The sequence below is a fragment of the Butyrivibrio sp. DSM 10294 genome (genome assembly GCF_028539135.1).
GTDB lineage: Bacteria > Bacillota > Clostridia > Lachnospirales > Lachnospiraceae > Butyrivibrio.
The window spans coordinates 202,190-225,976 of the sequence record NZ_JANSWL010000087.1; the positions used below are offsets into that span (position 1 = coordinate 202,190).

Below are 23,787 nucleotides of genomic sequence, written 5' to 3' on the forward strand. Positions count from 1 at the left end.
CATCCATTCGCTTGCCGGTCTTGTGCTACAAAAAAAGCGGGGATTAGTCACATCCCCACTTACAATACTATCATTATTCTCGCAACTAAATGTACGTTATACCGATAATTAATAAAATATTCAGATATCACTTTACAACTATGAGAAGTTTTTAGAAATCCATCTCCAATATCTGATTCTTCAGCTCCTGCCTGCGATCGTTCAAAAGAAGAAGCTTGTTGTAGTTATAATATGCCTCGTTCCCAACCTCTTTTACAAACTTAAGACTGTAATAGGCATTGGACAGCTCTGTGATGAAGATAACCATCTCCTGGCTTCCGGAAAGAGATTCCTTATCTCCAAAGGCCTCCTCAATAAACCTAAAGCTGTTGGTGAGATGCCCGTCAGTCTCCTTGATCCCTGCCTTACGACTGTTCTCCCTTTTGGTAAACCAGTTCTTTGCAAGAATGAAGGAACCTGAGAGATCCTGCTCCGTGCCGGCTGCAGTTGTAATATAGGAAACGCAGTCATTGAGCCGGCTTATGGCAATAGTCCTAATTCTCTCCTCCTCACGGCTTACCAGCCCCGCCTCTTTGTCGTTATCCAGCTTGTACTGCATGATTCCTGCTCTGTCCCTGAACCACTCGGCGCCGTCCACAGCATCCTCGCCCTCTGCATCTGAGAATCTCCCGAACTCCTTGATGGTCTCGAACAGGATCTTCTGAACTCCCTGATCCCTTGCATAGTCTCTGAACTCATCCATCAGTTTATCTGATAGAAGTCCAATAATACTGAGTTTCTCGTCAAAAGAGCCCTCTCGAAGAGCCTTCATATTCTCCGGGAAATTGCCCTTAAGGATATCCGGGATCTTATAAAGTTCATTATAGCGATGATACAGCTCATAGTAATCAGCAAAATCTCTGGCGATCTCCTTGTTCTGAATATACTGAACCACCAGATTCTCATCCACGGGAAGACCAAGCTTCTCATGAACCTTCATAACTCTCGACAGATCCTCCCAGCCCCTGGCGGTGACGAAGGTCCTGCCGTCAACATCGGTTTTGATGCTGTAGAAATTGTCCTTTTTTATCTCAAGATATGACAAAATTGCGCCGTGTACTGCTGCCTTGTAAGCATAAATCTTCCAGGAATCGAAGTCCTCCTCGATATTGATCTGCCTTACTCTGTCCAGGGTTACAATGTCGAACTCCCTTACAGACTTGTTGTACTGAGGCGGATTGCCGGCGGTCACGATAATGTAACCCGAAGGAAGCTTGTGACTTCCGAAGGTCTTGTACTGCAGAAACTGCAGCATTGTAGGCGCCAGTGTCTCGGAGACGCAGTTGATCTCATCCAGGAAAAGAATGCCTTCCTCAATCCCTGTCTTTTCAATCTGCTCATAAACAGCACCGATGATCTCGCTCATGGTATATTCGGTAACGGAGAATTTTTTGCCACCGAATTCCTTCTCGCTTATCTTGGGAAGTCCGATGGCGCTCTGTCTGGTGTGATGGGTAATTGTATAAGAAACAAGTCCGATCCCTAAGTCCTGTGCGATCTGCTCCATTATGGCGGTCTTGCCGATTCCGGGAGGTCCCATGAGAAGGATGGGCCTTTGCTTTTCAGTAGGGATCTCGTAGCGGCCAAATTCGTCCTTTTCAAGATAGGCCGTTACTGCGTTTTTTACTTCCTCTTTTGCCTGATCTATGTTCATTGCTGTTCTCCTGTTTTAACTGTGTATTCTCTTATGTAAGTTCAGATGTAGAGCTTCAGCGCCCAGTCGGGAACCTTCTCGTCATCGTATTCCTCATCCTGTGGAAAAACGAAGGCTGTATCGTAGCTCGTGGGCTTATCCGGGTAGATGCCAAAGCCGTCAGTGAAGTATATAAGTCCTTTCAGGTTCTCAAACTCATGACTGTCAATGAGCTTTGAAACCCTTGTAAACACAGGCCTGAAATCCGTTCCGTAGCCGCCCTCCACGTGGATGCCCTTCGCAAACTTCTTCATGTCATCGACGGAAGTTATGATCTCTTCCCGCTGCACCTGATCGTCACACTCTATTATACGTATATTTATCTTCCGGAAAAAATTTTCTTCTGTAAGGAGCATGGCTGCAGTCTCATTAAGGAACCTCTGAACCAGCTCATCCTTGCAGGAAGCGGAAGTATCAATGGCAATGACCAGCTCCTGAATCTTTTTGACCTCACGGAATTCATTCTCTTCGATAAGTGGCATGTCCCCGTAGAACTCAAGTCCAAAGGAATACATTCCGTAGTCGAAGCTGTCAAGGTCAATGCCCCCCTCTTCCCTTAGTATCTTGAATTTCCGGAGAAATTCCCGATAATCTGTCCTTGAGGTGTTCTCAATTTTGAGGATCCAGGCGAGCTTCCCCAGTCTGTCACTGGATTGTTTTCCTATTGTCTCGATCTCGGTCTGAAGGCGCTTGGCCTCCTTCTCCCAGTTCTTTTCGTTATGCCGGATTTTCTGAAGGCGACGTGGATTTATGTACTTCTCAGTCTTTTTCCCATCCTTGTTATCAAAGGGAGAATTGTAGTCCTCATCTATCGGAGGCTCCTCTTTATCCTTGTCCTTGTTGCTATCTTCGGAATTGTCCTCATTATCCTCAAGCCTTAGCCAGAAGCTGTGATCATCCAGGGCAAATTCCCGCTCCAGTTTCTCCATTTCGAAGATATCAAGTTCATTTTCTCTCTCGGTAAAAAATCTGTATAGGCGCTCCACGGTCAGGACCTTAACCTCTTTTTCCAAAAGGCTGATCCAGCGGTCGCGATAATCGGAGCTGACTCTGTAGATGCACTGATAGTCGAACCCATCCAGAACCGATTCGGTGACGATGTCGGCGCACAGGTCGTATAACCTTGTGTCCTCATATTTTGCCGAAGTGTACATATGCCTGAATATGCAGTGAAGCAGCATATGCAGATAGGTCCTGTTCAGCTTCCCCGGCTCCTCCACAAAAAGCCTTGCCACGAAAGCAGGATTAAACCTGATGTTGACGGCATCCGTTCCCACTGTAGTTGTGGAAAGGTCCATCTCGTAGCCAAGGCTGTTTAGGGCAGCGCCGAAAAAGCGCATATCAATATATAGTTCTGTCCTTGAAGCCGCCAGAACTTCCCGTCCGGCGGCCTCCAGTTCAATTTTTTTCATGTATACTTACACCATAAGTCCCTGAATAAAGATTATCAGAATCAACACAGGAAGCACCAGTTTGAGGTACCACTTAAGGGCCCCCGGAAGCTTCATGCCATCGCCGGTATTAACTTCCGCAATATAATTGTCAAAACCCCATCCGAGCCTGGTCACACAGAACAGCAGGAAAATCAGCGATCCTGCGGGAAGGATCAGATTACTTACAAGGAAGTCTTCGGAATCAAGAATTCCTCTTGCTCCGATAAGATTGACATCACTCCAGATGTTAAAGCCAAATACGCAGGGAAGGCTGGCGATCAGCATGAAAATACAGTTTACCGCAATCGACTTACCTCTGCTCCAGCCAAAGTTATCATTGGTGCAGGCTACGAGATTTTCAAACACCGCTGTAACGGTAGAGAAGCTTGCAAACGTCATAAACAGGAAGAACAAAGTTCCCCAGATTCTTCCCCCAGCCATGTTGATAAATACATCGGGAAGAGTGATGAAAATAAGTGACGGGCCTGCGTCGGGCTTGATGTTATAGCTAAAGCAGGCGGGGAAAATAATAAGTCCCGAAATTATAGCAACGAAGGTATCAAGGGCACAGATCCTGATTGCTTCACCTGTGAGGGCATAATCCTTGGGCATATAGCTTCCGAAGATCTCGATGGAGCCCATACCTACACTTAAGGTAAAGAAGGCCTGACTCATAGCTGAAGTGATTACCTTGCCGATACCAACGCTCTTTGCCTTGCCCATGTCAGGCAAAAGATAAAACTTAATTCCTTCGGAGGCTCCTTCCAGCGTAATACTGTGAATCGCCAGTATTACAATAAGGCACAGAAGAAGGATCATCATTACCTTGTTAACCTTCTCAAGACCGTTCTGTACACCAAAGCTAAGTACTCCGAATCCAAGGAGCACTGTGATAATTGTAAAGATTGCCAGCTGTGTAGGGTCTCCCAGCATCTCCTCAAACACGCTTGCAGTGCCGCCTTCTGTGAGGTTCTCAAATCGTCCTGTTGCAAACTTGAAGAAATAGTTGACCATCCAGCCTGACACGGTGGTGTAGTACATCATAAGAAGATAGTTACCTATCATGCAGACCCAGCCGTGAATGTGCCACTTGTTTCCTTCCTTTTCAAGGGCCTTGTAGCCGTTAACAAGAGTCTTGCCTGAAGCTCGCCCCATCGCAAGCTCCATGGTAAGAACCGGAATTCCCATAAGTATCAAAAATATCAGATAAAATAATACAAAAACAGAGCCGCCGTTTTCACCGGCGACATAAGGAAATTTCCACACATTTCCTATACCGATGGCGCATCCGGCGCTCACTAAAATAAAGCCAAGTCTTGACTGAAAACTACCACGTTCGTTCATTTCATTACCTACCCGATTTAAAAATTTAAAGCTTTAAAGCATTTCAGCAAATTAACAGTTTATCATAAATCGGTCTGTTTTACCAGTGATCAGTTTTTTCGCCGTAGCTTTAGAATACAAACTCATCCTCTATTGCAGCTTGTGGCTTCTGTCGGCCCATAAGAACAGCGTTTAGTCTCGTCAGCTGCTTGGCTGTGGACAACTTAAGAGCAGCATCTATCGCCTCCTCGGAAATGACTTTTTCCTGATAAGCCGTCAGTTTTGAAATCATATCAAGAAGCTCATCTGAGCGCTGTGTTTCATAGCGGCCCACGAGCCTTATCATGATGCTCTTATCATTTTTCCTGACAAACTGCTCATATTTCTCGCGGTATCCCATTAAAAGTCCATAGGGATACAGGAGCCTTCCGATAGCAATGTTCTCAGAGATCTCATTGCCGTCAATAACTGCCTTCTCAAAGAGCTTGTCGTATTCACTGTAGTTAATGCTCCTTCGGTCCACGCACTCCCTGTAAGCATAACCAGAACCGGCAATAGAGAACTGAATCGTCCTGGCCATTGTATTCTCATTGAAGTCGTAAACATACTCCGGAAAAGTAAGGCAAACATCCCCTTCATCCTTAATATGCATCATAAACCTAAGCGTCTTGTCACTGTCTGCCAAAAAGTTCCTTACAACCTCGAACCAGCTCTTGTTCACCGTAATCTCGATTTCTTCCAGCGCATCGCACTGCCTGCAGACACCGTCGTAATAATCATCGAGACTGTCAAATAACGTGATCTTCCTAAGACTCTTACAATTATGAAAAGCAAATCCATACAGCGTCTTAATGCTCTCAGGAAGCACCACCGTCCTAATATCCTGCCTCCCCGAAAAAGCATGATTCCCTATCGCCTCCACTGGCAGCCCCTCTATCTCTCCCGGAACCACCAGCTCCTGAACCTGCCCCTCATAGCCCGTTATCTCAATATACTCATGTCCGTCTTTATGAATCTTCTTCTCGTATATAACCATCTATATCTAAAACATCTTTCTCTTAATTACCTTGGCCTGCCACCAGCTCCTGATTGCCGCACCCCCACGAAAGTCCGCTAAATAACCTTGGCTTGCCATATACAGCTCATTGCACTTAGCCTGCCACCAGCTCCTGATTGCCGCACCCCCACGAAAGTCCGCTAAATAACCTTGGCTTGCCATATACAGCTCATTGCCCGGCGAGCCTTGCTTGTATAGATAAATAAACCGATTTTGGTGCTACGAAGAAGAGACCATTGTATCGCAAGTGCCTTATGCACGCCGCGATACAGCGTTTATGGGCTCTTCGCAGTGTTCAGCACCATGAGGTTTATTTATCTATACAAGCAAGGCTCGCCGGGCAATGAGCGTCCTATAGTCTCCCAATTTAGCTCTTCTGCAATCCTTTGATGAATTTGCCAATGGGATTTTCCTGCACTTTCATTGCTCCCACCAGGCAGTACTCCTGGCAGCAAAAGCACTTGATACATTTGCTCCTGTCAATCGACGGAATCGTGATCTCCTTCTCCGTCCCATTAACCTTCTTGGTATAAGGCACCATCGTAATAGCCTTGGCCGGACAGGTCTCATAACACTTCTTGCAGCTGATACACTCCGCCGCCTTGACCTGAGGCCTTGCATTAAACACTGTCTTCACCGCCCAGGCCGCAATCTTCCAGCCTATGCCCTCACCCTCAAAGGTAATACTCTGATGGCTGGTGGCCCTGTGAAAATCAGGTATCTTCACATCACTTAGGGAAACCCTTCCCACTATATCAACCTCAGCTACAGTCTTCGGTCCCAAACCTCTCTCATAGGCAGCTCCCAAAATAGCACAGTCAGACAGCCCCATTCCTATAATATCAGCGCAGGCCATATCAAGAGCATAGGGTCTCTTGGATGCAAGAAGCGCACCTACATGCCTCTTATCTCCCATGGTCGGTCCGTTTCCTTCCATTCCGTCTACGGCATCCACCACATACAGCACCGGCTTAAAATACTCATTGAGATCCACCATCATATTGGCAAAGGCTCTCTCCTCCGGAAATCTCATATGATACTCCGGCTTGGTGGTACCGGGCACCGTTCCGAACATATTCTTGACCGCACAGCTAAATCCCATCATTGCATGGGTCTTGAGCTTGCAGAAATCTATGATGGCATCCACTTTGTCCAGCCACCCCGTGTAGATAAAGGTCTTGATGGACTCTGCCTCGGGAAATACCGCATTACTTATGGAAAAATCGTCATTTAGCCTGACCTTGCGTTCCCCCGACAGCTCTTTTACCATGTCTGTGAGGCCGCATACTCTGTAAACTCTGTCAAGAACAGCCTGATTGTACAGCTCCCCGGGGCTGTCTCCTATTACCACCTCTGCCCCAAGGTCTGTCAAAAGAATACTCAGCTCCCTCAAAAGAGCCGGATGAGTAGTCCCTGCCTTCCCCGGTTCCAGCGCCGTAATAAGATTGGCCTTAATTCCAACCTTCATCCCCGGCTTAACAAATTCAAGCCCGCCGATATTGTCCAGAACTTCCTTAAGGGCGGGCCTTACATCCTCTATACTGTAGCTGTCGCACTTAGCGACGGATACGGGATCAAACATTGATTATCCTTTCTTGCCTGTCATAATGGTTATGGCCTTGTCTATTACTTCTATCTCAGTGGTTCTTGCGTCTCCGCCGTACTCTCCATCTATGGTCCAGCTGGTGTTCTCATCGGAATAAAAAGTAACTTTGTTAACCTGTCTGAAGGTGATGAAATTACTGTTAACATCTCCCACCGCCAGAGCTGTCAGTATCAGATTTATCTCTCCGATATTCTTTGGTGCGCGAATAAGGATCAGCTCCATCTTGCCGTCATCCTGCTGAACATCTGCATTCTCAAGAAGCTTCATTCCGCCAACGGAGGCTGAATTGCACACAGCTCCGAAGATATAGTCCCCTTCCTCCGTAAGATCCTCGGTCACTATCTTCATATGACAGTTATAACCAATATTCTGAGGGAGCTCCGCAATGGCACTGATTACGTAGGCTGCGTAGCCCAGAACGTTCTTCAGCTCCTGATCCGTAGCATAACTTACCTTGGAAAAAGCTCCGAAGGCAGCTACATAGTTAAAATAGTGATCGTTCATTTTTCCCACATCATAGGAAAAAGGCTCGCCCTCAACCGCAATCTCGGCGGCAGCCAGGTGACCGGACGGAATCCCAAGCCCTCTGGCAAAATCATTGGTACTTCCTGCGGGAATATAGGCCAGAAGCGGTCTCTTTTCCATGTTCATCATGGCATTCATAACGTGGTTCAAAGTTCCGTCGCCGCCACTGCACACAATAAGCTCGGCCTCCGTGTCATATTCGGCCACAAGTTTCTCAGAAGTTAATTCGGTTCCCGGAATAATCGGATAAACAATAGGCTCATAGCCCTTTGCCCCGAGCTTTTCCACAAACTGCATGACTTCATTGCCGGCCTTACCCATTCCGGCCTTTCTATTAATCAGAACTAACGCTTTCTTCCTGTCAGCCATAATACCCACCGTTACTTTCTCTTATAGGTTCTGTAAGTATAGGTTATGTCAAAATATACCTGCTCATCGCTCTCATCCACCATCTCCCAGTTCTGGTCTTCGTCCAGATTGGGGAAATAGGAATCTGCCTGATATTCCTTATCGATAAAGGTCACGATGGCAGTGTCGCACTCATCAATAAACTCATTGTAGACACTGGAGCCTCCGATGATAAATACCTCATCGCTATTAAGGCCTCCAACCATATCAAGAAGCTCTTCCTTGCTGTGGGCTACCCTGGCATTTTTAACCCCATAGTCCTCTCTGGTTGATAAAATAATATTGTCTCTTCCGGGAAGAACCACCTGCTGGGGAAAAGTCTCAAGGGTCTTTCTTCCATATACTATTGTGTTCCCCATGGTAATGTTTCTGAAATTCTTCTGATCGGCGGGAATGCTGACAAGGAGCTTGCCCTTGTTGCCGATGGCCCAGTTACTGTCTACTGCTACGATTGCTTTCATAAACTCCTCCGTTTGACTTGTTGTATGATACCCACTACTTTATGAACGATATACGGATTGCTCCGCTTACGCTCAAATCGCAATGGGAATATCCTTGATCTGCTCCCCGGCTACTTCGTAGCCCTCGAGGGATACATCGTTTCTTGTAAATTCATAGAAATCCTTGACGTCAGGATTTAAGTGGAACTTAGGTGCAGGAAGAGGCTTTCTCTCAATAAGCTCCTTGATGAGCGGTACATGTCTGTCATAGATATGTGCATCTGCGATAACGTGCACCAGCTCTCCCACATTCATGTCACAGACCTGAGCCAGCATATGAACAAGAACTGCGTACTGAACAACATTCCAGTTGTTGGCTGCAAGAACATCCTGGGATCTCTGATTAAGGACAGCGTTAAGAGTAAGCCTGTCCTCTCCCTTCTTCTGAGTTACGTTATAGGTAACGCTGTAAGCGCAGGGGTACAGATTCATCTCATGAAGATCTGAGAACACGTAGGTGTTGGTCATAATCCTTCTGCTGAAGGGGTTGTTCTTAAGGTCGTAGATAACCCTGTCGATCTGGTCAAACTCACCCTCTTTGTAGATACTCTTTTGCCCAATCTGATAGCCGTAGGCCTTGCCGATGGAACCGGTCTCGTCGGCCCACTCATCCCAGATGTGGCTGTTAAGGTCGTGAATATTGTTGCTCTTTTTCTGATAGATCCAGAGAATCTCATCCGTCGCACTCTTAAGGGCAGTCTTTCTAAGGGTCATTATGGGAAATTCCTTGGACAGATCGTACCTGTTCACCACGCCGAATTTCTTGATCGTGTAGGCTGATGTTCCGTCAGGCCAGTGAGGACGTACCTTCTCCCCCTCCGTTGATGTACCGTTCTCTAAGATATCTCTGCACATATCAATAAAAATCTCATCTGCTCTTGACATACTCTTCTCCCCTCTTTTTTCATCCTATTTACATCGCAGATAAACACATGGCTCCACTTATCTGCTCCATTTGTCACATAGTGAATTGATCTGATCCGCAAATTTGGCCTTGTCCTTGTTGGATATACCTTCCGATCTGGCAATAATACCCATAAGGCGCGCACCTGCAGCCTTAAGACGGGCATATACATCCGAAACAAGCGTGTACTCCTTCTTCTTGATAGGAATCGGAATACCTTCTTTGGTTATCATTCCGGATATGATGTCGAACTCAGTTCCGGAATAAGGTGCATAGGTATCATAGCCGTATTCCTCTTCAAGGCACTTGGCAAAAGACATACATACACTGTCTTCACCATGCACGATAAATACGCGCTTGGGTCTCTTGATATCAAAGCCCTTAAGCCACTTGATAAGTCCGTTCTTATCAGCATGACCGGACAATCCCTCGAGCTTGCACACCTCTGCCTTCACGTCAATGGTCTCGCCAAAGAGTCTCACCTGTGTAGCTCCGTCGATGATGGCCCTACCCGTTGTTCCAACGGACTGATATCCCACGAACAAAATAGTACACTCAGGTCTCCACAAATTGTGCTTAAGGTGATGTCTTATTCTTCCCGCATCGCACATTCCGGAGGCAGAGATAATTACCTTGGGCTCCGGATCTTCATTTATCGCCCTGGATTCTTCCATAGTAATAGCAAGATTAATTCCCGGGAAAGTTATTGGATTGATCCTCTTTCTGATCAGTTCAAGAGCTTCCTCATCGTAGCACTCAAACTGGTTGTTCTCAAATATCTCGGTTGCTTCAACGGCAAGGGGACTGTCCACAAATACCGGGAAATTAGGATAAGACTTAACCAGCCCATCCTTCTTGATCTTCCTTATAAAATAGAGCATCTCCTGGGTTCTTCCCACCGCGAAGGATGGAATGACCACATTACCGCCTCTTGCAAAGGTTCTGTCGAGAATCTCCGCCAGCTCAGCCACATAATCGGGCTTCTCCTCGGCATGAAGTCTGTCACCGTAGGTTGACTCCATTACAACATAATCTGCTTCTGAGGTGTACTGGGGATCCTTGATAAGAGGCTGGTCGGTATTACCTATATCACCGGAAAAGACTATCTTCTTGGTCACATTTTTTTCCGTGAGCCACACTTCTATGCTGGCACTGCCAAGCAGATGTCCGATGTCTGTGAACCTTATCTTAACACCTTCACAGACCTCTATCTCCTTGCCGTAGGGGCAGGGAACAAAACACTTGATAGCCTTGTCAGCATCCTCCATAGTATAGGAAGGCTCCATTTTGTTAATATCTTTGCTTCTCTTGGCCTTCCTGTTTCTCCACTCTGCTTCCTGCATCTGAATGTGTGCACAGTCACGCAGCATGATGTTGCACAGCTCCGCAGTGGCATCGGTGGAATAGATCTTGCCGCGAAAGCCCTTGGCATACAAAAGCGGCAGATTACCGGAATGATCCACATGTGCATGGGTCAGAAGTACATAGTCGATCTCCGGAGCGGATACGGGAAGGGGAACGTTCTCAAAATAGTCCCTGCCCTGCTCCATACCGTAGTCCACCAGGATATTTTTACCCGCGCATTCGATGAAATGACAGCTTCCGGTCACCTCATGATCTGCGCCTACAAATGTCAATTTCATAGAATTATTTACTCCCGTAGCGCTTCTTATAATGTTTTAGTATACCACAAAAAGCGGTCTACTTAGGCAAAAAACATAAGTAAACCGCTTAGTAAAAATCTCGTTATTACAGTTCAACATCCGGGAATATCTCGGGCCCCAGGAAACGAGGATCAAAATAACGACCGGGATCCGGCATGGGTACAGGTCTTACTCCGGGTCTGAAAGGTTCCGGCATGGGAATAGGCTCTACTCCGGGAATAGCCGGTGTCGGCATAGGAATAGGGTCCAATCCGGGAATAGGATCTATTACAGGCATAGGTACAGGACCGCCTGATCCACCTGGATAAATAGGCTCAAATCCGGGTGAAGGCATAGGGATAGGATTCACTCCGGGTGTGGGCATAGGGATAGGATTCACTCCGGGTGTGGGCATAGGAATAGGCTCTACTCCGGGTGTGGGCATAGGAATAGGCTCTACTCCGGGGATAAGAGGTTCCGGCATAGGAATAGGCTGTATTCCGGGGAATCTCTCAATCGGAATACCTGTTTCCGGATCAACCGGCATGATATGATCGATCGGAATGCCCGCATCAATTGGCATATAAGGTAAAGGCTCAACTGTTATAGCTGGGTTGCCGATGTCAATATATCCCATTTCGGCCCTCACTTCTTCTGCGCTACCTGAGCCACTTGCGCTACCGGATCCGCTTGCGCTACCTGAGCCGCTTCCGCCGTAGCCGCCTGCTTCTCCGCCGCCATAGCCACCTGCGCTTCCACCGCCATAGCCACCTGCGCTTCCGCCGCCATAGCCGCCTGCGTTACCGGGATTGCCTGCTGATGCGCCACCGCCAGCCTGTGCACCGGCTGAGCCGCTGTTGCCGCCTGAGCCGCTTCCGCCGCCGTAGCCGCCTGCACTACCGGGGTTTCCACCGCCTGCGTTTCCACCGCCGTAACTGCCTGAGCCACCTGATCTTCCTCCGGCTCCGCCTGTGCCTGCGCCGCTATTGCCGCCGGGTACTCCATCGCTGGGATCGCCCGCGCTTCTTCCTTCATAATCGCCACCGGCTCTGCCTGACTCTTCACCGTAACCGCCGTAGCCGCCTGCTTCTCCGGCACCTGAGTCTCCGGGTCTTCCACCGGGCATGCCCCAGTCACCTGTGCCTATATTTCTGCCGGGCTCCCACGGTTCTCCGGGAGTCCAGTTATGATTACCGTCATACTGTGGATTATATATTCCCCTCTGGGACTTGAACTGCTCGATTACTTCCTGTTCGGTTGTAATATAGAATTCAACAATCTGTTTCAATACTTCACTGAATTGCTCCAGCTTGGAATGATGCTTCACAATATCCTCAAGGATTGCTTCCAGCGTCCTACGCACGATCTCGTAAGCAGGTCCTGCCAAAAAAGGGACATTTAAAATCTCCTGAAGAATATCAGCCTGTGACTGAACTGTTGCAGCAGCATCAGCCAGTGTCTGAGCCTGCTGTTTAACTGAATCAGGTTTGATACTAAACTCACTCATACTTTTTCCGTTTACCTTTCGTTGTTTAGATCTGTCTATACTTACTCCCACGCTTCAAAACAGATCCTCTTTTCTTATGGGCAACATCCTAACACATAATCCTCTTAAAATGTTGATTTTCTGACGAATGACACTCGAAATCGGACGAATGACACTTTTGGGGTTCCAAAAACCATTATTCATAATTTTTATGGCATTATCATCCCAACTCTGTTAGAATGGTAATAATGATTTATTTTAAAGGAGATTATGAAAATGTATATTAGAAAATATGCAAAGAAAGCTATTGCTATCGCAATGTGTTCCATTACATTATTATCTGTTGCAGCTTGCGGTTCCGAGGGCGAAAATGCCGGAGAGGATACCGGTGCGGTAGGTGTATCTTTTGAGCAGATTGATCCACAGAATACAACAGAGGCTACTGCTGAGGCGACCACTGAGGAGCCCGCTGCCGAAGAGGCAGAGGCCTATGTACTTCCCGAGGGAATGTACTTCTCAGAGCTTACAGGCGAGCCTATCAGCGAGGAGCTCAAGGACCAGCGTCCCATCGCAGCAATGGTTGATAATGAGATCACAGCTCTTCCTCACTACGGAACATCAGAGGCAGACGTTGTATATGAGCTTATGAACAGCACCAAGAACGACCGCATCACAAGACTTATGTGTGTTGTTAAGGACTGGGGCAGCATCGAGCAGCTCGGAAGTATCAGATCAACACGTCCCACCAACATCCTTCTTGCTTCAGAGTGGAACGCGATCCTTTGCCATGACGGTGGCCCTTATCACAACGATGCATACTTTGCCAACCCTTGGGCCAAGGATCACATCTCAGGTTACTTCTCAAGAGTTAACAACGGCAAGGCAAGAGAGTTTACAGAGTATATCTTAAAGGGTGATATGGAATCCTGCATCGACAGATTCGGTATCTCCGCTACTTACACAGAATATGCCAACGAAGGCAGCCACTTTAACTTCGTTCCTTACGGTACAGAGGTCAAGCTCGATGAGAAGTACTCAAGATATTATCAGGCTTACAAGGCAATACTTCCTTTCTCTCACAACGGCTCACAGCTTGTATACAACACTGAGACAGGCTTATATGAATATTATGAGTACGGCGAGCGTCACGAGGATGCCGAGGACGGCGCACCTCTTGCTTTCAAGAATGTAATCCTTCAGAAGTGTTCTTTCAACCAGCTTGATGAGAACGGATATCTTATTTACAACTGCATCGATTCAGGCAAAAATGCATGGTATCTCACTGGCGGTATTGCCAAGGATATCACCTGGGTTAAGAGCAGCGAGACAGGCGTTACCAAGTACTACGACGAGAACGGTGAGGAGCTTGCCATCAACACAGGTAAGACTTACATCTCACTTATCCCCGAAGACTCTTGGGAAAACATCATCTTTGAATAATGCATTACCATCTAAAATAGTTTAAAATAGGTCATGACAGTTATCATTTCTGTCATGGCCTTTTCTTTTGGCTTTATCTACCAAAATAATCCGTAAAGGAAGATCGTTACCATGCCTATTTCCATTCCAAAGAAACTAAACGGCAATCTCCTGAAACTGATAGCATGCTTTACAATGCTGATAGACCACGCAACCGCAGGCATTATGCTGCCAATGATAAGGGACGGCCTGTACGCGGGTGGTCTTACAAATCACAAGCTTAATCTCATCTACAAGATTCTTAGGGGAATCGGCAGAACCGCTTTCCCCATCTTCTGTTTCCTTATTGTGGAAGGCTTTTTTCACACCAAAAGCAGGCTTAAATACGCCTTGAACCTTCTGCTGTTTGGAATAATATCGGAGCCTTTTTTTGACCTGACTCTCTACTCCAAGGCAGACAAATACGATTTCAACATAATTAAAGTCCTTACAGCCAACTCTGATATACTTATTTCGCACCAGAACGTCTATTTTACCCTTCTTATAGGATTACTTGTAATATGGGGCATCGAAACGATACAGACCCGATTCGGCCGTATACTGCCCTTATCTGATCCCATGGACATGAACCTTGCAACGGTTGACGGCAACATCAATTTCATAAGCCTTATTCTCTCAGGAGCGCTTGCCGCTGGATGCGCATATCTGGCGCAGCGTTTACACACCGACTACCGCTGGTGGGGAGTTACGCTGATTGTCATTTTTTACCTTCTTAGGGATTTCGGTGTTCTCTCACTACTTGGGGGCTATCTGTTTATAAGCAATCTGGGCACGGAATATCTTTCATTTCCGGCCTTTATACTGCTGCTTTTCTACAACAAAAAACGAGGTAAAAGGCTTGGCAGACTCAAATACTGCTTCTACTTCTTTTACCCCGTTCATCTTCTTGTTATACATCTGATACGTTGTCTGTTATTCGGTTTAGCTTAGCTCTCTCTGTGTCTTGCCATTGCCTCCTGGGCGCCGGAAATATCGGTCGTTGACAATGTGTAGTTCTGAAGGAGCTGAGTCTCGAAGGATACGCACTTGTTGCTGTCAGCTGTGGTCACAGCCACCTCTCTGTATCCCTTCTCCTTGTTGCCGGTAAGAATATATACCGGCTGGCCTTCCTCCACGTCCATCTTGACCTGGACTGTTGCCTTGTCGTTCAAAATAGCATTTCTGCTGAATGTAAGCTCATATGTTCCGGGATAAAATGCATCCTGGGACTTAGTCACTGTGCCACTGATCGGTAAGGTACCGCTCTCATCATAGATCGTAACTCTCTGAGTAAGCCTTCCCCTTTCATTCAAAATGCCTTCCTCATTGAGTGTCTGTTCGCCTCCGGCTATAGGATCGTCATCTGTAGAAACAACAAAACTTGCCAGGGAGTTTCCATTCTCCTCCGGAACGTCCTGAGCTGCACCGACTCCTCCCTCCATGTATCCGAACTTGAAGAGGGCTGCCGTAAAGCAGGTACACATCAGGATCACAGCGACAAAGAGCGATATCTTGTACACTCTTGTCTTTGTCATAATATCAAACCCACCTAAACTGTATTTTGAAGTAAAAATGCAAGTCTTTCACAAAACTGAAACAAGTTTATCACAATTTGGACACAATTTTCAATGGGTTTTTTAAAAAAAGTTTATAAAATTTTATAAATGTTTATACTTTTTTTATAATTGTATGCAATGGAATTATTTTTTATTTTCTCCAAGTCTTAGGCTTAATTACGATTAAAATAGGTAACAGCTCAAGTCTTCCTGCCAGCATATCAAACATTAGGACAAGCTTGGAAAGGTAGGAGAACTCTGAGTAATTCCCCATTGGACCAACCATACCAAGACCGGGTCCTATGTTGTTCAAGGTTGCGGCAACCGAAGTTACCGTAGTCTGAAAATCAAAGTTATCAAGTGCCACAACAAGGGTTGATACTATGAATGTAATAACGTAGATGCCAAGGTATGCGGAAACTGACTTGACCGTGGTGCCCTCAACAGTATGTCCGTCCATATATACTCTCTTGATGGCCTTGGGATGAACTATAAAGTTCAGCTCATTTCTGGCATTTCTGATCACGATAAGAGCTCTTGAGAACTTGAACCCACCGCCGGTGGAGCCTGCGCAGGCACCGACCAGAGACAGGATGCACAGTATCATCTTGGAAAAAGTCGGCCACTTATCAAAATCCAGGGTTCCAAAACCTGTCGTGGTCATAACCGATGTCACCGCAAACAGCGCATGATGGAAAGATAATCCTGCATTTTGCAGAACTCCCGCTCTGTATATATTTATAGCTATGAGAAGAGCCGCTACAAACATTGTGCCAAAGTAGTACTTGACCTCATCGATTGAAAAGGCTTCCTTGGGCTTTCTGTTAAGAAGGAAATAGTACACGGTAAAATTGACACCGCACATAGCCATAAACACAATTATTATGGCCTGGCTGACAATCGGATATCCACCTATTCCGGAATTGGTAACGGCAAATCCTCCGGTTCCAACCGTTGAAAAAGTAATTGTTATCGCATCATATAAAGGAAGTCCCGAGATGAATAAGCAGGTGATCTCAAGGATGGTAATGCCAAAGTAAATCAGATAGAGAATCTTGGCTGTGTCCTTAACCTTGGGAACAATCTTACCAACAACCGGCCCCGGGCTCTCCGCCCTCATAAGGTGCATGCTGTAGCCGTCTGCCATGGGCACTACGGCAAGAAGGAATACCAGAACTCCCATACCTCCTACCCAGTGAGTGAAGGTTCTCCAGAACTGAACGCTCTTCTCCATTCCGTCCACAGAAGTAAGAATACTTCCTCCCGTCGTGGTAAAGCCTGATACCGTCTCAAACATGGCATCTATGAAATTGGGAATAACCCCTGTCATTACGAACGGAACAGCTCCAAGCACACTTATTCCGATCCAGGCAACGGCTGTAATGGCAAAACCTTCTTTAGCATAAATAACGGTATTGGAAGGCTTTTTTACAGATCCCACATATCCTATTACCAGACAGCTCAGAATAAGTACAAAAAAGGCCTTGGCACTGTCATACTCACCGTAAATAAGGGCAACCGCAAAGGGCAGCGCCAATAGCAGTCCCAAAGTACGCAGCAGTCTGAATAGTACGTATCTTATCATTGAGTAATTCATTTATCGGTTCTCCAGTATATCATTTATGTCTTTAAGGCCCGTAAGCATTGTTACTACGATTACAGAATCTCCGGCTCTTATGATGCTCTCACCACTGGGGGATATGATCTCGCCGTAGTGGCTGATGCAGGCAATAAGAATGCCTTTTCTAAGTGACAACTGACTTAAGGGAACACCTATAACAGGGCTTCCCGCCTTAACTATAAATTCAAGAGCTTCGACTCTTCCGTCATTTAGCTTGTAGAGAGTCTCGATATTGCTGTCCGCTGAAGCTGACATTCCTCTTACGAACTGGACAATTCTGTCAGCGGTGATGTTCTTGGGATAGATAATACTACCGATTCCAAGAGAGCCTATAATGTCGCCGTAATTAACCCTGTGAACCTTGGTAATAAGCTTAGCCTTGGGGTTGATGCTCTTAACATACATTGAGAGCATGATGTTCTCCTCATCAAGGTTTGTGAGGGAAACAAAGGACTCGACACTGGTCACGCCTTCTTCCAGGAGCATATCCTTGTCTGTTCCGTCTCCGTTGATGATAAGGGCCTGTGGAAGGAGCTCTGACAGCTCTTTGCACCTTGTCGCGTCCTTATCGAAAATAGTAACCTTGATACCGAAGTTAAGCAGCTGCTTGGCAAGGTAGTAGGCTGTCTCTCCGCCTCCGATGATGATTGTGGAATGAACCTTGGCGGTGGGAAGTCCCAGCTTCTTGAAAAATCCCAGTGTATTCTTACTTGAACCCAGGATAGTGATCTCGTCCTGATCCCTTAATATAAAGTTACCATCGGGGATATAGTCCTCGTTACCTCTTGAAACTGCCGCAACAATGACCTGTTTTTTGAGATCTGCGGGAAAATCCTTAAGCGCCAGATCGCAGAGCCTTGACTTGGCATCAATGATAACTTTGACAAGCTCCGCCCTTCCTCTTGCAAAGGTCTCAATCTTGGTGGCGGAAGGGAATTTCAGAAGGCGCTCTGCTTCAGACGCAGCAGCCTCTTCAGGGTTGATTACCATGGAAAGACCAAGCTCCTCCTTGATGAAGTTGATTTCTTTCTTATATATGGGATTGCGAACTCTGGCAATAGTGTGGCAGTTACCGGCTTTCTTGGCAATAAGACAGCAAAGAAGATTGAGCTCATCGGAATCGGTAACGGCTATCATAAGATCAGCTTTCTCGATCCCTGCATCATTCATAATGGAATAGCTGGCGCCGTTGCCAACGATGCCCATTACGTCATAACTGTTAACCACATTCTGAACAACACTGCTCTTTTCCTCAATTACAGTGATGTTATGGCCTTCCTTGCTAAGCTGCTGTGTAAGAGCCTGCCCCACATTTCCGCAGCCCACAATAATAATATGCATACATTCCTCCGGGATACCTGTAAAAAGTATCGAAAAATTATTTGTCTGACAGGCGATTTCTCTGCCTGTAAATCCACATTACATTATATTTACATTGCAATATTTTATCAACCTTCACGGTTTTTTAATTATAGTTTATTGCAACTTCATTGCATTTTATGCCCATGAAATCTACAATTATCATGTCGGTAGATGGCAACATCCCGATTCTGCCTATAGGAGATGGCTATGAGACAGTTTTTTATCAGGTTATTCCAAGGGCGCTACGGTTCCTACGGTACCGATATGCTGACGAGATTTTTACTTTTTGGAGCTTTTTTATGTTTCCTTTTGTCTGTCATTGCCGCGCCGCTTAGTTTTTTTTATTATATTGCGATAGTACTGCTCATCTACTGTTACTTCCGACTTTTTTCCAAAAATATCACAAGACGTTATAAGGAAAACGAACGGTATCTGAGTATAAGAAGAAAGATCACGGGACTCTTCAAAAAACGCTGAGGACACATATGCTGAAATACCTTGTAATATATGCCAGTCAGACCGGAAATACGCGGATGCTGGCAGAAGAAATCTATAATTCCCTGCCTGTATCCTCCAAGGAAAAAAAGCTGGTGGATGTCCGCTCCTGGCACGGAGATACCGATGCTGAGACCTACATTGTGGGGTTCTGGGCCAACCGCGGATCCTGCTCTCTCGAGATCATAGACCTTCTGTCCTCCCTGTACTGCAGAAATGTGGCTCTGTTTGGGACCTGCGGAATGGGAGCCGGTAGCCGCTACTATGAGTCCCTGGAGCAAAACACCAGAGTATGGCTCCCTGACAGTAACCGATTCCTTGGTTCCTTCTTCTGTCAGGGTAAAATGCCAATTGAGATAAGGCAAAAATATGAATCCTACAAGGGAAAATGTGATGACGCCCGAATAGACCAGATTCTCGGATATTTCGATGAGGCCGCATCACATCCCGACAGACAGGATTTTATGCATGCCCATATGTTTGTAGAAAAGGTAGTGGAAAAAGCTAAAGAAAATTCTCTTGAATATGCATGAGCCGCAGCTGTGAAGATCACAGCCACGGCTCATTATCTTTTGCATTATTATATCTTAATTCTGAAGTACTCCGTTCTCATCAAATTCATAGGTCCAGCCCCAGATTTTGATCTTACCGGTAGCCATAGTTCCGTCTGCCTTGAAGAAGTACTTATTGCCATCGATTTCCTGCCAGTTGGACTTAACCATTCTTCCTGATACATCAAAGAAGTAGGTCTTACCATCAATAGTGGTCTTGCCTGTTGCAAGAAGTCCGTCTTCCTTGGCATAGAAAGTTGCAGAATACTTGTTAAAGAAGCCTGTAACCATTGCTCCTGTGCCGTCAAAATATCTAATGCCCTCAGGGAAGTATTCAAATGAAGCTACTGCCAGGTTGTTGCTCTCTCTGAAGAAATAGTACTTGCCGTCAATATTTACCAGCCCCTTTGCATAGGTTCCGTCTGCGTAAACATAGTATCTTGCACCCCATTTGGTCTTCCACTGACCTGAAACAGGTTCAGGTGTAGGAACTACCTCTTCTGAAGATGCCTCAGATGAAGCCTCTGATCCGGACTCTGAGGAAGCTTCTGATGCTGCCTCGGAAGATGCCTCACCTGCTGCTTCTGAAGAAGCTTCTGAGGATGCCTCAGAGCTGCCCTCACCGGGCTTGTCATCATCATCTCCCGTGTTGCCGTTTGCTGAAGCTGTCTCAAATACCATATAGAAGAGATTCTCGACATCCTTCTTGGTAAGCTCATGTGCTCCCTTGGTGATATCAAGTACCATTACACTACTTGTATCCTTGAAGTCCTTGCCGTCAAGCTTGATTGAAGAATCCTTGTCACCAAATACAAGTGTAAGTTTTCCTTCTGCAGGAGCTGTGAACTTAATTTGGGTCTTGGACTCAATCTTAAGGCACTGTGTGAGGTTCTTGCCATCATATTTAACACTTCCCTTATTGGTTGCAAGGCTTCCTGTTATAGTAAAGAAATCATCCTTAAGACCTGTTGCTGTAAAGTTGTGAACATATTTGCCTGTTGTATCGGAAGGTACTTCTATCACTTCTTCTGAAGAAGCCTCACTGGAAGCGTCACTTCCGCTGTCGCTGGTTGATGCATCTCCTGAAGAATCGCCGGAACCACCGGAAGATGCTTCACTTCCTGAGTCATCGCTCTTTACGCCCTTGCCGCCTACAGAAATGAGATTTGTCTTGTAGGAGTTAAGTTTATCCTTGAGAGCCTTGTTTACGCCGTAGTCTGCATCGTCAACGGAATCATTGAACTCCCACTTGAAGTCGCCGCCGTTTTCTCTTCCGGCTAATTTCTCAACCTTCTCTTTTGCTGCCTGAGGTGAATCAGCCTTATATGAGTACATGATGTTGGATGTATCGAAGTTGTTATAGCTTGAACCGCCCTTGTATGCCTTAACTTCTGCAGGTACCTTGGCAGTCGCACTTGTTACTTCATATGCATCGAACTCAGTCTTATTCTGCTGATAAGTAACATAGCTCTTGGCACCTGTAATGTAGTTGTTATAGCTCTTGATGATACCGCCATCCTCGCTTGAGAAGGTTCCCATATTCTTCTCATCTCTCTTAAGAGTCGCCCAGTCAGCGATGACATCGGAACCCTGCATGGAGATAAGCATAGGATATTTGCAGTTTCTGAAGTAGTTACCCTCAACAAATGCAGATGCACCCATGGTTACGCCTGCACCATACTTGGCATTGCCGTCATAGAAGTTATTGTAAATATGAACAGAGCAGGTTCTGATACGAGGATGTCTTGAATCTGAGTGATCATACCAGTTGTGGTGGTAAGTGATGTAGTTAGTAGTAGACTCGCTCTTCATTCCCTGAAGATTGCTCTTACCTGTATCATAGAAATGATTGTAGGAATGTGTTACGAAGGTTGAAGTCTTGGTATCAAGAGCTCCGTCACCCTTAGCCTGATCAGCATCACCGCCTGCAAGTCCGTAGAAGAGATCGCAGTTATGAACCCAAACGTGATCATTGCTCTGCTGAAGTCCAATATCATCACCCTCCTTGCTGTTGCAGTTCATAAATCCGAGGTTTCTGACTTCAACATTTGAAGCATTCTTAATTCTAAGTCCCCAGCCATCAGCTGTGGCATCCTCTCCAACGCCCTCGAAGGTAATACCGCAGGAAAGTCTCTTACTGTCGCCGCTTCCGCTGATGCAGATATCGCCACCTTCCGAAGTAGCGAAATCAGTGATCTGTCCAACAAATCTCACATCAAGAGGACGTGAGTCATAGCCCTTTTTATAATTATTCAGAATGTTCTGAAGTCCCTTGGCATTGGTTGTAGCTCCCTTGGCGTTTGTAACAACATCAAGAGATACACTGTCCTTGGTCTCCTCTGTGATATAGAGAACAACTGCATTGCTCTTAAGTGTTCCATCGTTATTATAGGCTCCGCTGCTGGTGCCATTCACAAAGCCAAAGCCGCTGCGGTCATGGCTGCTAACCTGAACCTGTGATGATTTAGCTCCTGTCTGAGCCTTGCCATTTTCTACAGGCACAACGGTAAATGTATAATTTCCTGCCTTAAGTCCGAGAGCATCGGCTCTGTAATACTTGCCGCCCTTGCCATCGGAGTATAATCTTATAAGCTCATCGTCAAGCTGAACGTCTCCGGATCCTCCGTTAACGTAGACATTATAGCCATCGGCGTTGCCTACTGCCCACTCTACGTAAGCTGACTCCATCCATCCACCGCATTCGGTGATAACAGTCTGAGCCTTGGCAGCACTAACCTCTACAGAAGGTGCTGCAAAAAATGTTGTGGTAGCCATAAATCCGGCCATCACTAAACCCATTCCGATATTAAATTTCTTCCCCAACTTTTTTCCTCCCTTTGATGTTAAAAATTTTAAGATAATGCTTATCCGGTTCTGATAAATTAATTCAGAATTGTAAGCATATACTATAATAAAAGTTTCAGCGGGGAATTACAACGAATAAATGAAAGCGTTTACAGAGAAAATGCTGAAGTAAATTTGGTGATTTTTGACAATTTAGTTTTGGAAGTGGTTACAATCAGTATTTGCCCTCAATTGCGCCATGCATCACGCTATGGTAATATATCAAAAGCAGCCCGGTTGCTACATATATATTCAATGTGAGGACATAACATGAATGATGTAATATCCGTGATTATTCCCATCTATAACAGAGAAAAATACCTTGATAAATGCATTCAGAGCGTCCTTGACCAGAAAGATGTCATGACTGAAATAATCCTGGTTGATGACGGAAGCAGCGACAGCTCTCTCGATATCTGCAACAGATACGCCGCAGAGCATGACAATATTGTAGTTCTTCACTATGATAACCATGGGGTGAGCTATGCAAGAAACAGGGGCTTGGATGTAGCAACTGGTGATTATGTGATGTTCCTAGACAGTGATGATAGATTTGCCCCCGGTGCCTTGGCTGAGCTTCAGAAATCACTTGAAGAAAATCACGTAGATTTTGTCATTGGCGGTTTTGAGATGTATTCCGACAATTATGAGCTTGTCAGACAAGTATCCGTACCTTCAAAATTTGCCAACAAAGTCATCAACTCCTATGACCTTCTTGACCTGATGACTGAAGGTTTTGCGCCAATGGTCATAAATATTACACTCAAATTATACAAGATGGACATATGGAAAAAACTTCGTTTCCCTGAAGACATGAAAACATCTGAAGATGATTATCTGCTACCAACAATTCTAAAGAATACCCAAAAGGCTTTTGTGCTTGACAAAATCATCTATCAGCAGACGCGCTCCAGCATTAGTCTGGTTCGCAGCGACCCATCAGCGAATCTCTTAAACGCATCAAAGACCAGGCTCTCTTCCATGGACTATATTATTTCTCTCGGCAAATATGATGTAGCCCTATTCAGATTTGGCGACGGAACCAGAAGACTAATATCTGCCAAGAGGCAACTTCATACAAAGGAAGCAAAAAAAGAAATCCGCAAGCAGTATAGAGGATACTGTATAGTAGCCAAAAGACTTGCTCCTTACACCGGCAAAAAGAACCGAATCAGGCTATTGCTCTTTAGGCTTAACCTGACACTATACGGTTACATAAGAGACCTTATGGCAAAGAAACAATAAAACAAATCCAGATAATTGCTCTCGTCATCAGCAACTAT

At 45.8% G+C, this 23,787-nt stretch carries 18 protein-coding genes; 4 read left to right on the forward strand and 14 right to left on the reverse strand.

Annotated elements, in window-relative coordinates:
* Positions 1 to 151: 151 nt before the first annotated feature.
* The 10 genes from NXH67_RS14790 to NXH67_RS14835 all read right to left on the reverse strand — a co-directional run bounded on the left by NXH67_RS14790 (position 152) and on the right by NXH67_RS14835 (position 12,638).
* Positions 152 to 1,693, reverse strand: a complete 1,542-nt coding sequence (locus NXH67_RS14790) for an AAA family ATPase (protein WP_272797874.1) — start codon at positions 1,691 to 1,693, stop codon at positions 152 to 154.
* Between the two features lie 41 nt (positions 1,694 to 1,734).
* Positions 1,735 to 3,144: a vWA domain-containing protein gene (locus NXH67_RS14795; RefSeq protein ID WP_272797875.1), complete on the reverse strand. Its 1,410-nt coding sequence runs from the start codon at positions 3,142 to 3,144 to the stop codon at positions 1,735 to 1,737.
* A 6-nt stretch (positions 3,145 to 3,150) separates the two neighbouring features.
* Positions 3,151 to 4,509 carry a sodium-dependent transporter gene (locus NXH67_RS14800; protein ID WP_022780110.1) on the reverse strand — a complete coding sequence of 453 codons (1,359 nt, stop codon included), beginning with the start codon at positions 4,507 to 4,509 and terminating at the stop codon, positions 3,151 to 3,153.
* Positions 4,510 to 4,618: 109 nt separating this feature from the next.
* The gene (locus NXH67_RS14805) at positions 4,619 to 5,524 is read right to left on the reverse strand and encodes a leucine-rich repeat protein (RefSeq protein ID WP_022780109.1); all 906 of its coding nucleotides are present in this window, start codon (positions 5,522 to 5,524) and stop codon (positions 4,619 to 4,621) included.
* Positions 5,525 to 5,912: 388 nt separating this feature from the next.
* Positions 5,913 to 7,127: a DUF362 domain-containing protein gene (locus tag NXH67_RS14810; protein ID WP_022779327.1), complete on the reverse strand. Its 1,215-nt coding sequence runs from the start codon at positions 7,125 to 7,127 to the stop codon at positions 5,913 to 5,915.
* 3 nt (positions 7,128 to 7,130) lie between these two features.
* On the reverse strand, positions 7,131 to 8,045 hold the full coding sequence (locus tag NXH67_RS14815; protein ID WP_272797876.1) for a diacylglycerol/lipid kinase family protein: 915 nt from the start codon (positions 8,043 to 8,045) through the stop codon (positions 7,131 to 7,133).
* Between the two features lie 11 nt (positions 8,046 to 8,056).
* Positions 8,057 to 8,545, reverse strand: a complete 489-nt coding sequence (locus NXH67_RS14820; RefSeq protein WP_272797877.1) for a dihydrofolate reductase — start codon at positions 8,543 to 8,545, stop codon at positions 8,057 to 8,059.
* Between the two features lie 72 nt (positions 8,546 to 8,617).
* Positions 8,618 to 9,469: a thymidylate synthase gene (gene thyA / locus NXH67_RS14825; RefSeq protein WP_022779324.1), complete on the reverse strand. Its 852-nt coding sequence runs from the start codon at positions 9,467 to 9,469 to the stop codon at positions 8,618 to 8,620.
* A 57-nt stretch (positions 9,470 to 9,526) separates the two neighbouring features.
* On the reverse strand, positions 9,527 to 11,131 hold the full coding sequence (locus tag NXH67_RS14830) for an MBL fold metallo-hydrolase RNA specificity domain-containing protein (protein ID WP_272797878.1): 1,605 nt from the start codon (positions 11,129 to 11,131) through the stop codon (positions 9,527 to 9,529).
* Positions 11,132 to 11,237: 106 nt separating this feature from the next.
* Positions 11,238 to 12,638 carry a hypothetical protein gene (locus NXH67_RS14835; protein ID WP_272797879.1) on the reverse strand — a complete coding sequence of 467 codons (1,401 nt, stop codon included), beginning with the start codon at positions 12,636 to 12,638 and terminating at the stop codon, positions 11,238 to 11,240.
* A 255-nt stretch (positions 12,639 to 12,893) separates the two neighbouring features.
* On the opposite strand from NXH67_RS14835, the gene NXH67_RS14840 reads away from it, so the two are divergent.
* Positions 12,894 to 14,057, forward strand: coding sequence for a DUF3048 domain-containing protein (locus NXH67_RS14840; protein ID WP_272797880.1), 1,164 nt, complete (start codon positions 12,894 to 12,896; stop codon positions 14,055 to 14,057).
* Positions 14,058 to 14,168: 111 nt separating this feature from the next.
* Entirely contained in the window at positions 14,169 to 15,026 is an 858-nt protein-coding gene (locus NXH67_RS14845) for a TraX family protein (protein ID WP_272797881.1), read from the forward strand.
* Here the strand turns inward: NXH67_RS14845 and NXH67_RS14850 are convergent.
* The 3 genes from NXH67_RS14850 to trkA all read right to left on the reverse strand — a co-directional run bounded on the left by NXH67_RS14850 (position 15,023) and on the right by trkA (position 18,593).
* Positions 15,023 to 15,610, reverse strand: a complete 588-nt coding sequence (locus NXH67_RS14850) for a hypothetical protein (RefSeq protein WP_022779319.1) — start codon at positions 15,608 to 15,610, stop codon at positions 15,023 to 15,025. The two genes, NXH67_RS14845 and NXH67_RS14850, sit on opposite strands and share 4 nt — an antisense overlap.
* A gap of 172 nt (positions 15,611 to 15,782) precedes the next feature.
* The gene (locus NXH67_RS14855) at positions 15,783 to 17,228 is read right to left on the reverse strand and encodes a TrkH family potassium uptake protein (protein ID WP_272797882.1); all 1,446 of its coding nucleotides are present in this window, start codon (positions 17,226 to 17,228) and stop codon (positions 15,783 to 15,785) included.
* On the reverse strand, positions 17,229 to 18,593 hold the full coding sequence (gene trkA / locus NXH67_RS14860) for a Trk system potassium transporter TrkA (protein WP_272797883.1): 1,365 nt from the start codon (positions 18,591 to 18,593) through the stop codon (positions 17,229 to 17,231).
* A gap of 506 nt (positions 18,594 to 19,099) precedes the next feature.
* Here trkA and bilS point away from each other — a divergent pair.
* Positions 19,100 to 19,642 (forward strand): flavodoxin family protein BilS, encoded by a 543-nt coding sequence (gene bilS / locus NXH67_RS14865; protein ID WP_272797884.1) that lies wholly within the window; start codon positions 19,100 to 19,102, stop codon positions 19,640 to 19,642.
* Between the two features lie 54 nt (positions 19,643 to 19,696).
* Here the strand turns inward: bilS and NXH67_RS14870 are convergent, their stop codons facing one another.
* Positions 19,697 to 22,483, reverse strand: coding sequence for a pectate lyase family protein (locus NXH67_RS14870; protein WP_272797885.1), 2,787 nt, complete (start codon positions 22,481 to 22,483; stop codon positions 19,697 to 19,699).
* 291 nt (positions 22,484 to 22,774) lie between these two features.
* Here NXH67_RS14870 and NXH67_RS14875 point away from each other — a divergent pair, with 291 nt between their 5' ends.
* Positions 22,775 to 23,749, forward strand: coding sequence for a glycosyltransferase family 2 protein (locus tag NXH67_RS14875; RefSeq protein WP_272797886.1), 975 nt, complete (start codon positions 22,775 to 22,777; stop codon positions 23,747 to 23,749).
* The last annotated feature ends 38 nt before the right edge of the window (positions 23,750 to 23,787 follow it).

Bases quoted from the DNA above. Each gene is read 5' to 3' on its own strand.
- NXH67_RS14820 (WP_272797877.1), bottom strand. From the start codon at position 8,545: ATGAAAGCAATCGTAGCAGTAGACAGTAACTGGGCCATCGGCAACAAG.
- thyA (WP_022779324.1), bottom strand. From the start codon at position 9,469: ATGTCAAGAGCAGATGAGATTTTTATTGATATGTGCAGAGATATCTTA.
- NXH67_RS14845 (WP_272797881.1), top strand. From the start codon at position 14,169: ATGCCTATTTCCATTCCAAAGAAACTAAACGGCAATCTCCTGAAACTG.
- trkA (WP_272797883.1), bottom strand. From the start codon at position 18,593: ATGCATATTATTATTGTGGGCTGCGGAAATGTGGGGCAGGCTCTTACA.
- NXH67_RS14835 (WP_272797879.1), bottom strand. From the start codon at position 12,638: ATGAGTGAGTTTAGTATCAAACCTGATTCAGTTAAACAGCAGGCTCAG.
- NXH67_RS14855 (WP_272797882.1), bottom strand. From the start codon at position 17,228: ATGAATTACTCAATGATAAGATACGTACTATTCAGACTGCTGCGTACT.
- NXH67_RS14815 (WP_272797876.1), bottom strand. From the start codon at position 8,045: ATGGCTGACAGGAAGAAAGCGTTAGTTCTGATTAATAGAAAGGCCGGA.
- NXH67_RS14805 (WP_022780109.1), bottom strand. From the start codon at position 5,524: ATGGTTATATACGAGAAGAAGATTCATAAAGACGGACATGAGTATATT.
- NXH67_RS14850 (WP_022779319.1), bottom strand. From the start codon at position 15,610: ATGACAAAGACAAGAGTGTACAAGATATCGCTCTTTGTCGCTGTGATC.
- bilS (WP_272797884.1), top strand. From the start codon at position 19,100: ATGCTGAAATACCTTGTAATATATGCCAGTCAGACCGGAAATACGCGG.
- NXH67_RS14830 (WP_272797878.1), bottom strand. From the start codon at position 11,131: ATGAAATTGACATTTGTAGGCGCAGATCATGAGGTGACCGGAAGCTGT.
- NXH67_RS14840 (WP_272797880.1), top strand. From the start codon at position 12,894: ATGTATATTAGAAAATATGCAAAGAAAGCTATTGCTATCGCAATGTGT.
- NXH67_RS14875 (WP_272797886.1), top strand. From the start codon at position 22,775: ATGAATGATGTAATATCCGTGATTATTCCCATCTATAACAGAGAAAAA.
- NXH67_RS14795 (WP_272797875.1), bottom strand. From the start codon at position 3,144: ATGAAAAAAATTGAACTGGAGGCCGCCGGACGGGAAGTTCTGGCGGCT.
- NXH67_RS14790 (WP_272797874.1), bottom strand. From the start codon at position 1,693: ATGAACATAGATCAGGCAAAAGAGGAAGTAAAAAACGCAGTAACGGCC.
- NXH67_RS14810 (WP_022779327.1), bottom strand. From the start codon at position 7,127: ATGTTTGATCCCGTATCCGTCGCTAAGTGCGACAGCTACAGTATAGAG.
- NXH67_RS14800 (WP_022780110.1), bottom strand. From the start codon at position 4,509: ATGAACGAACGTGGTAGTTTTCAGTCAAGACTTGGCTTTATTTTAGTG.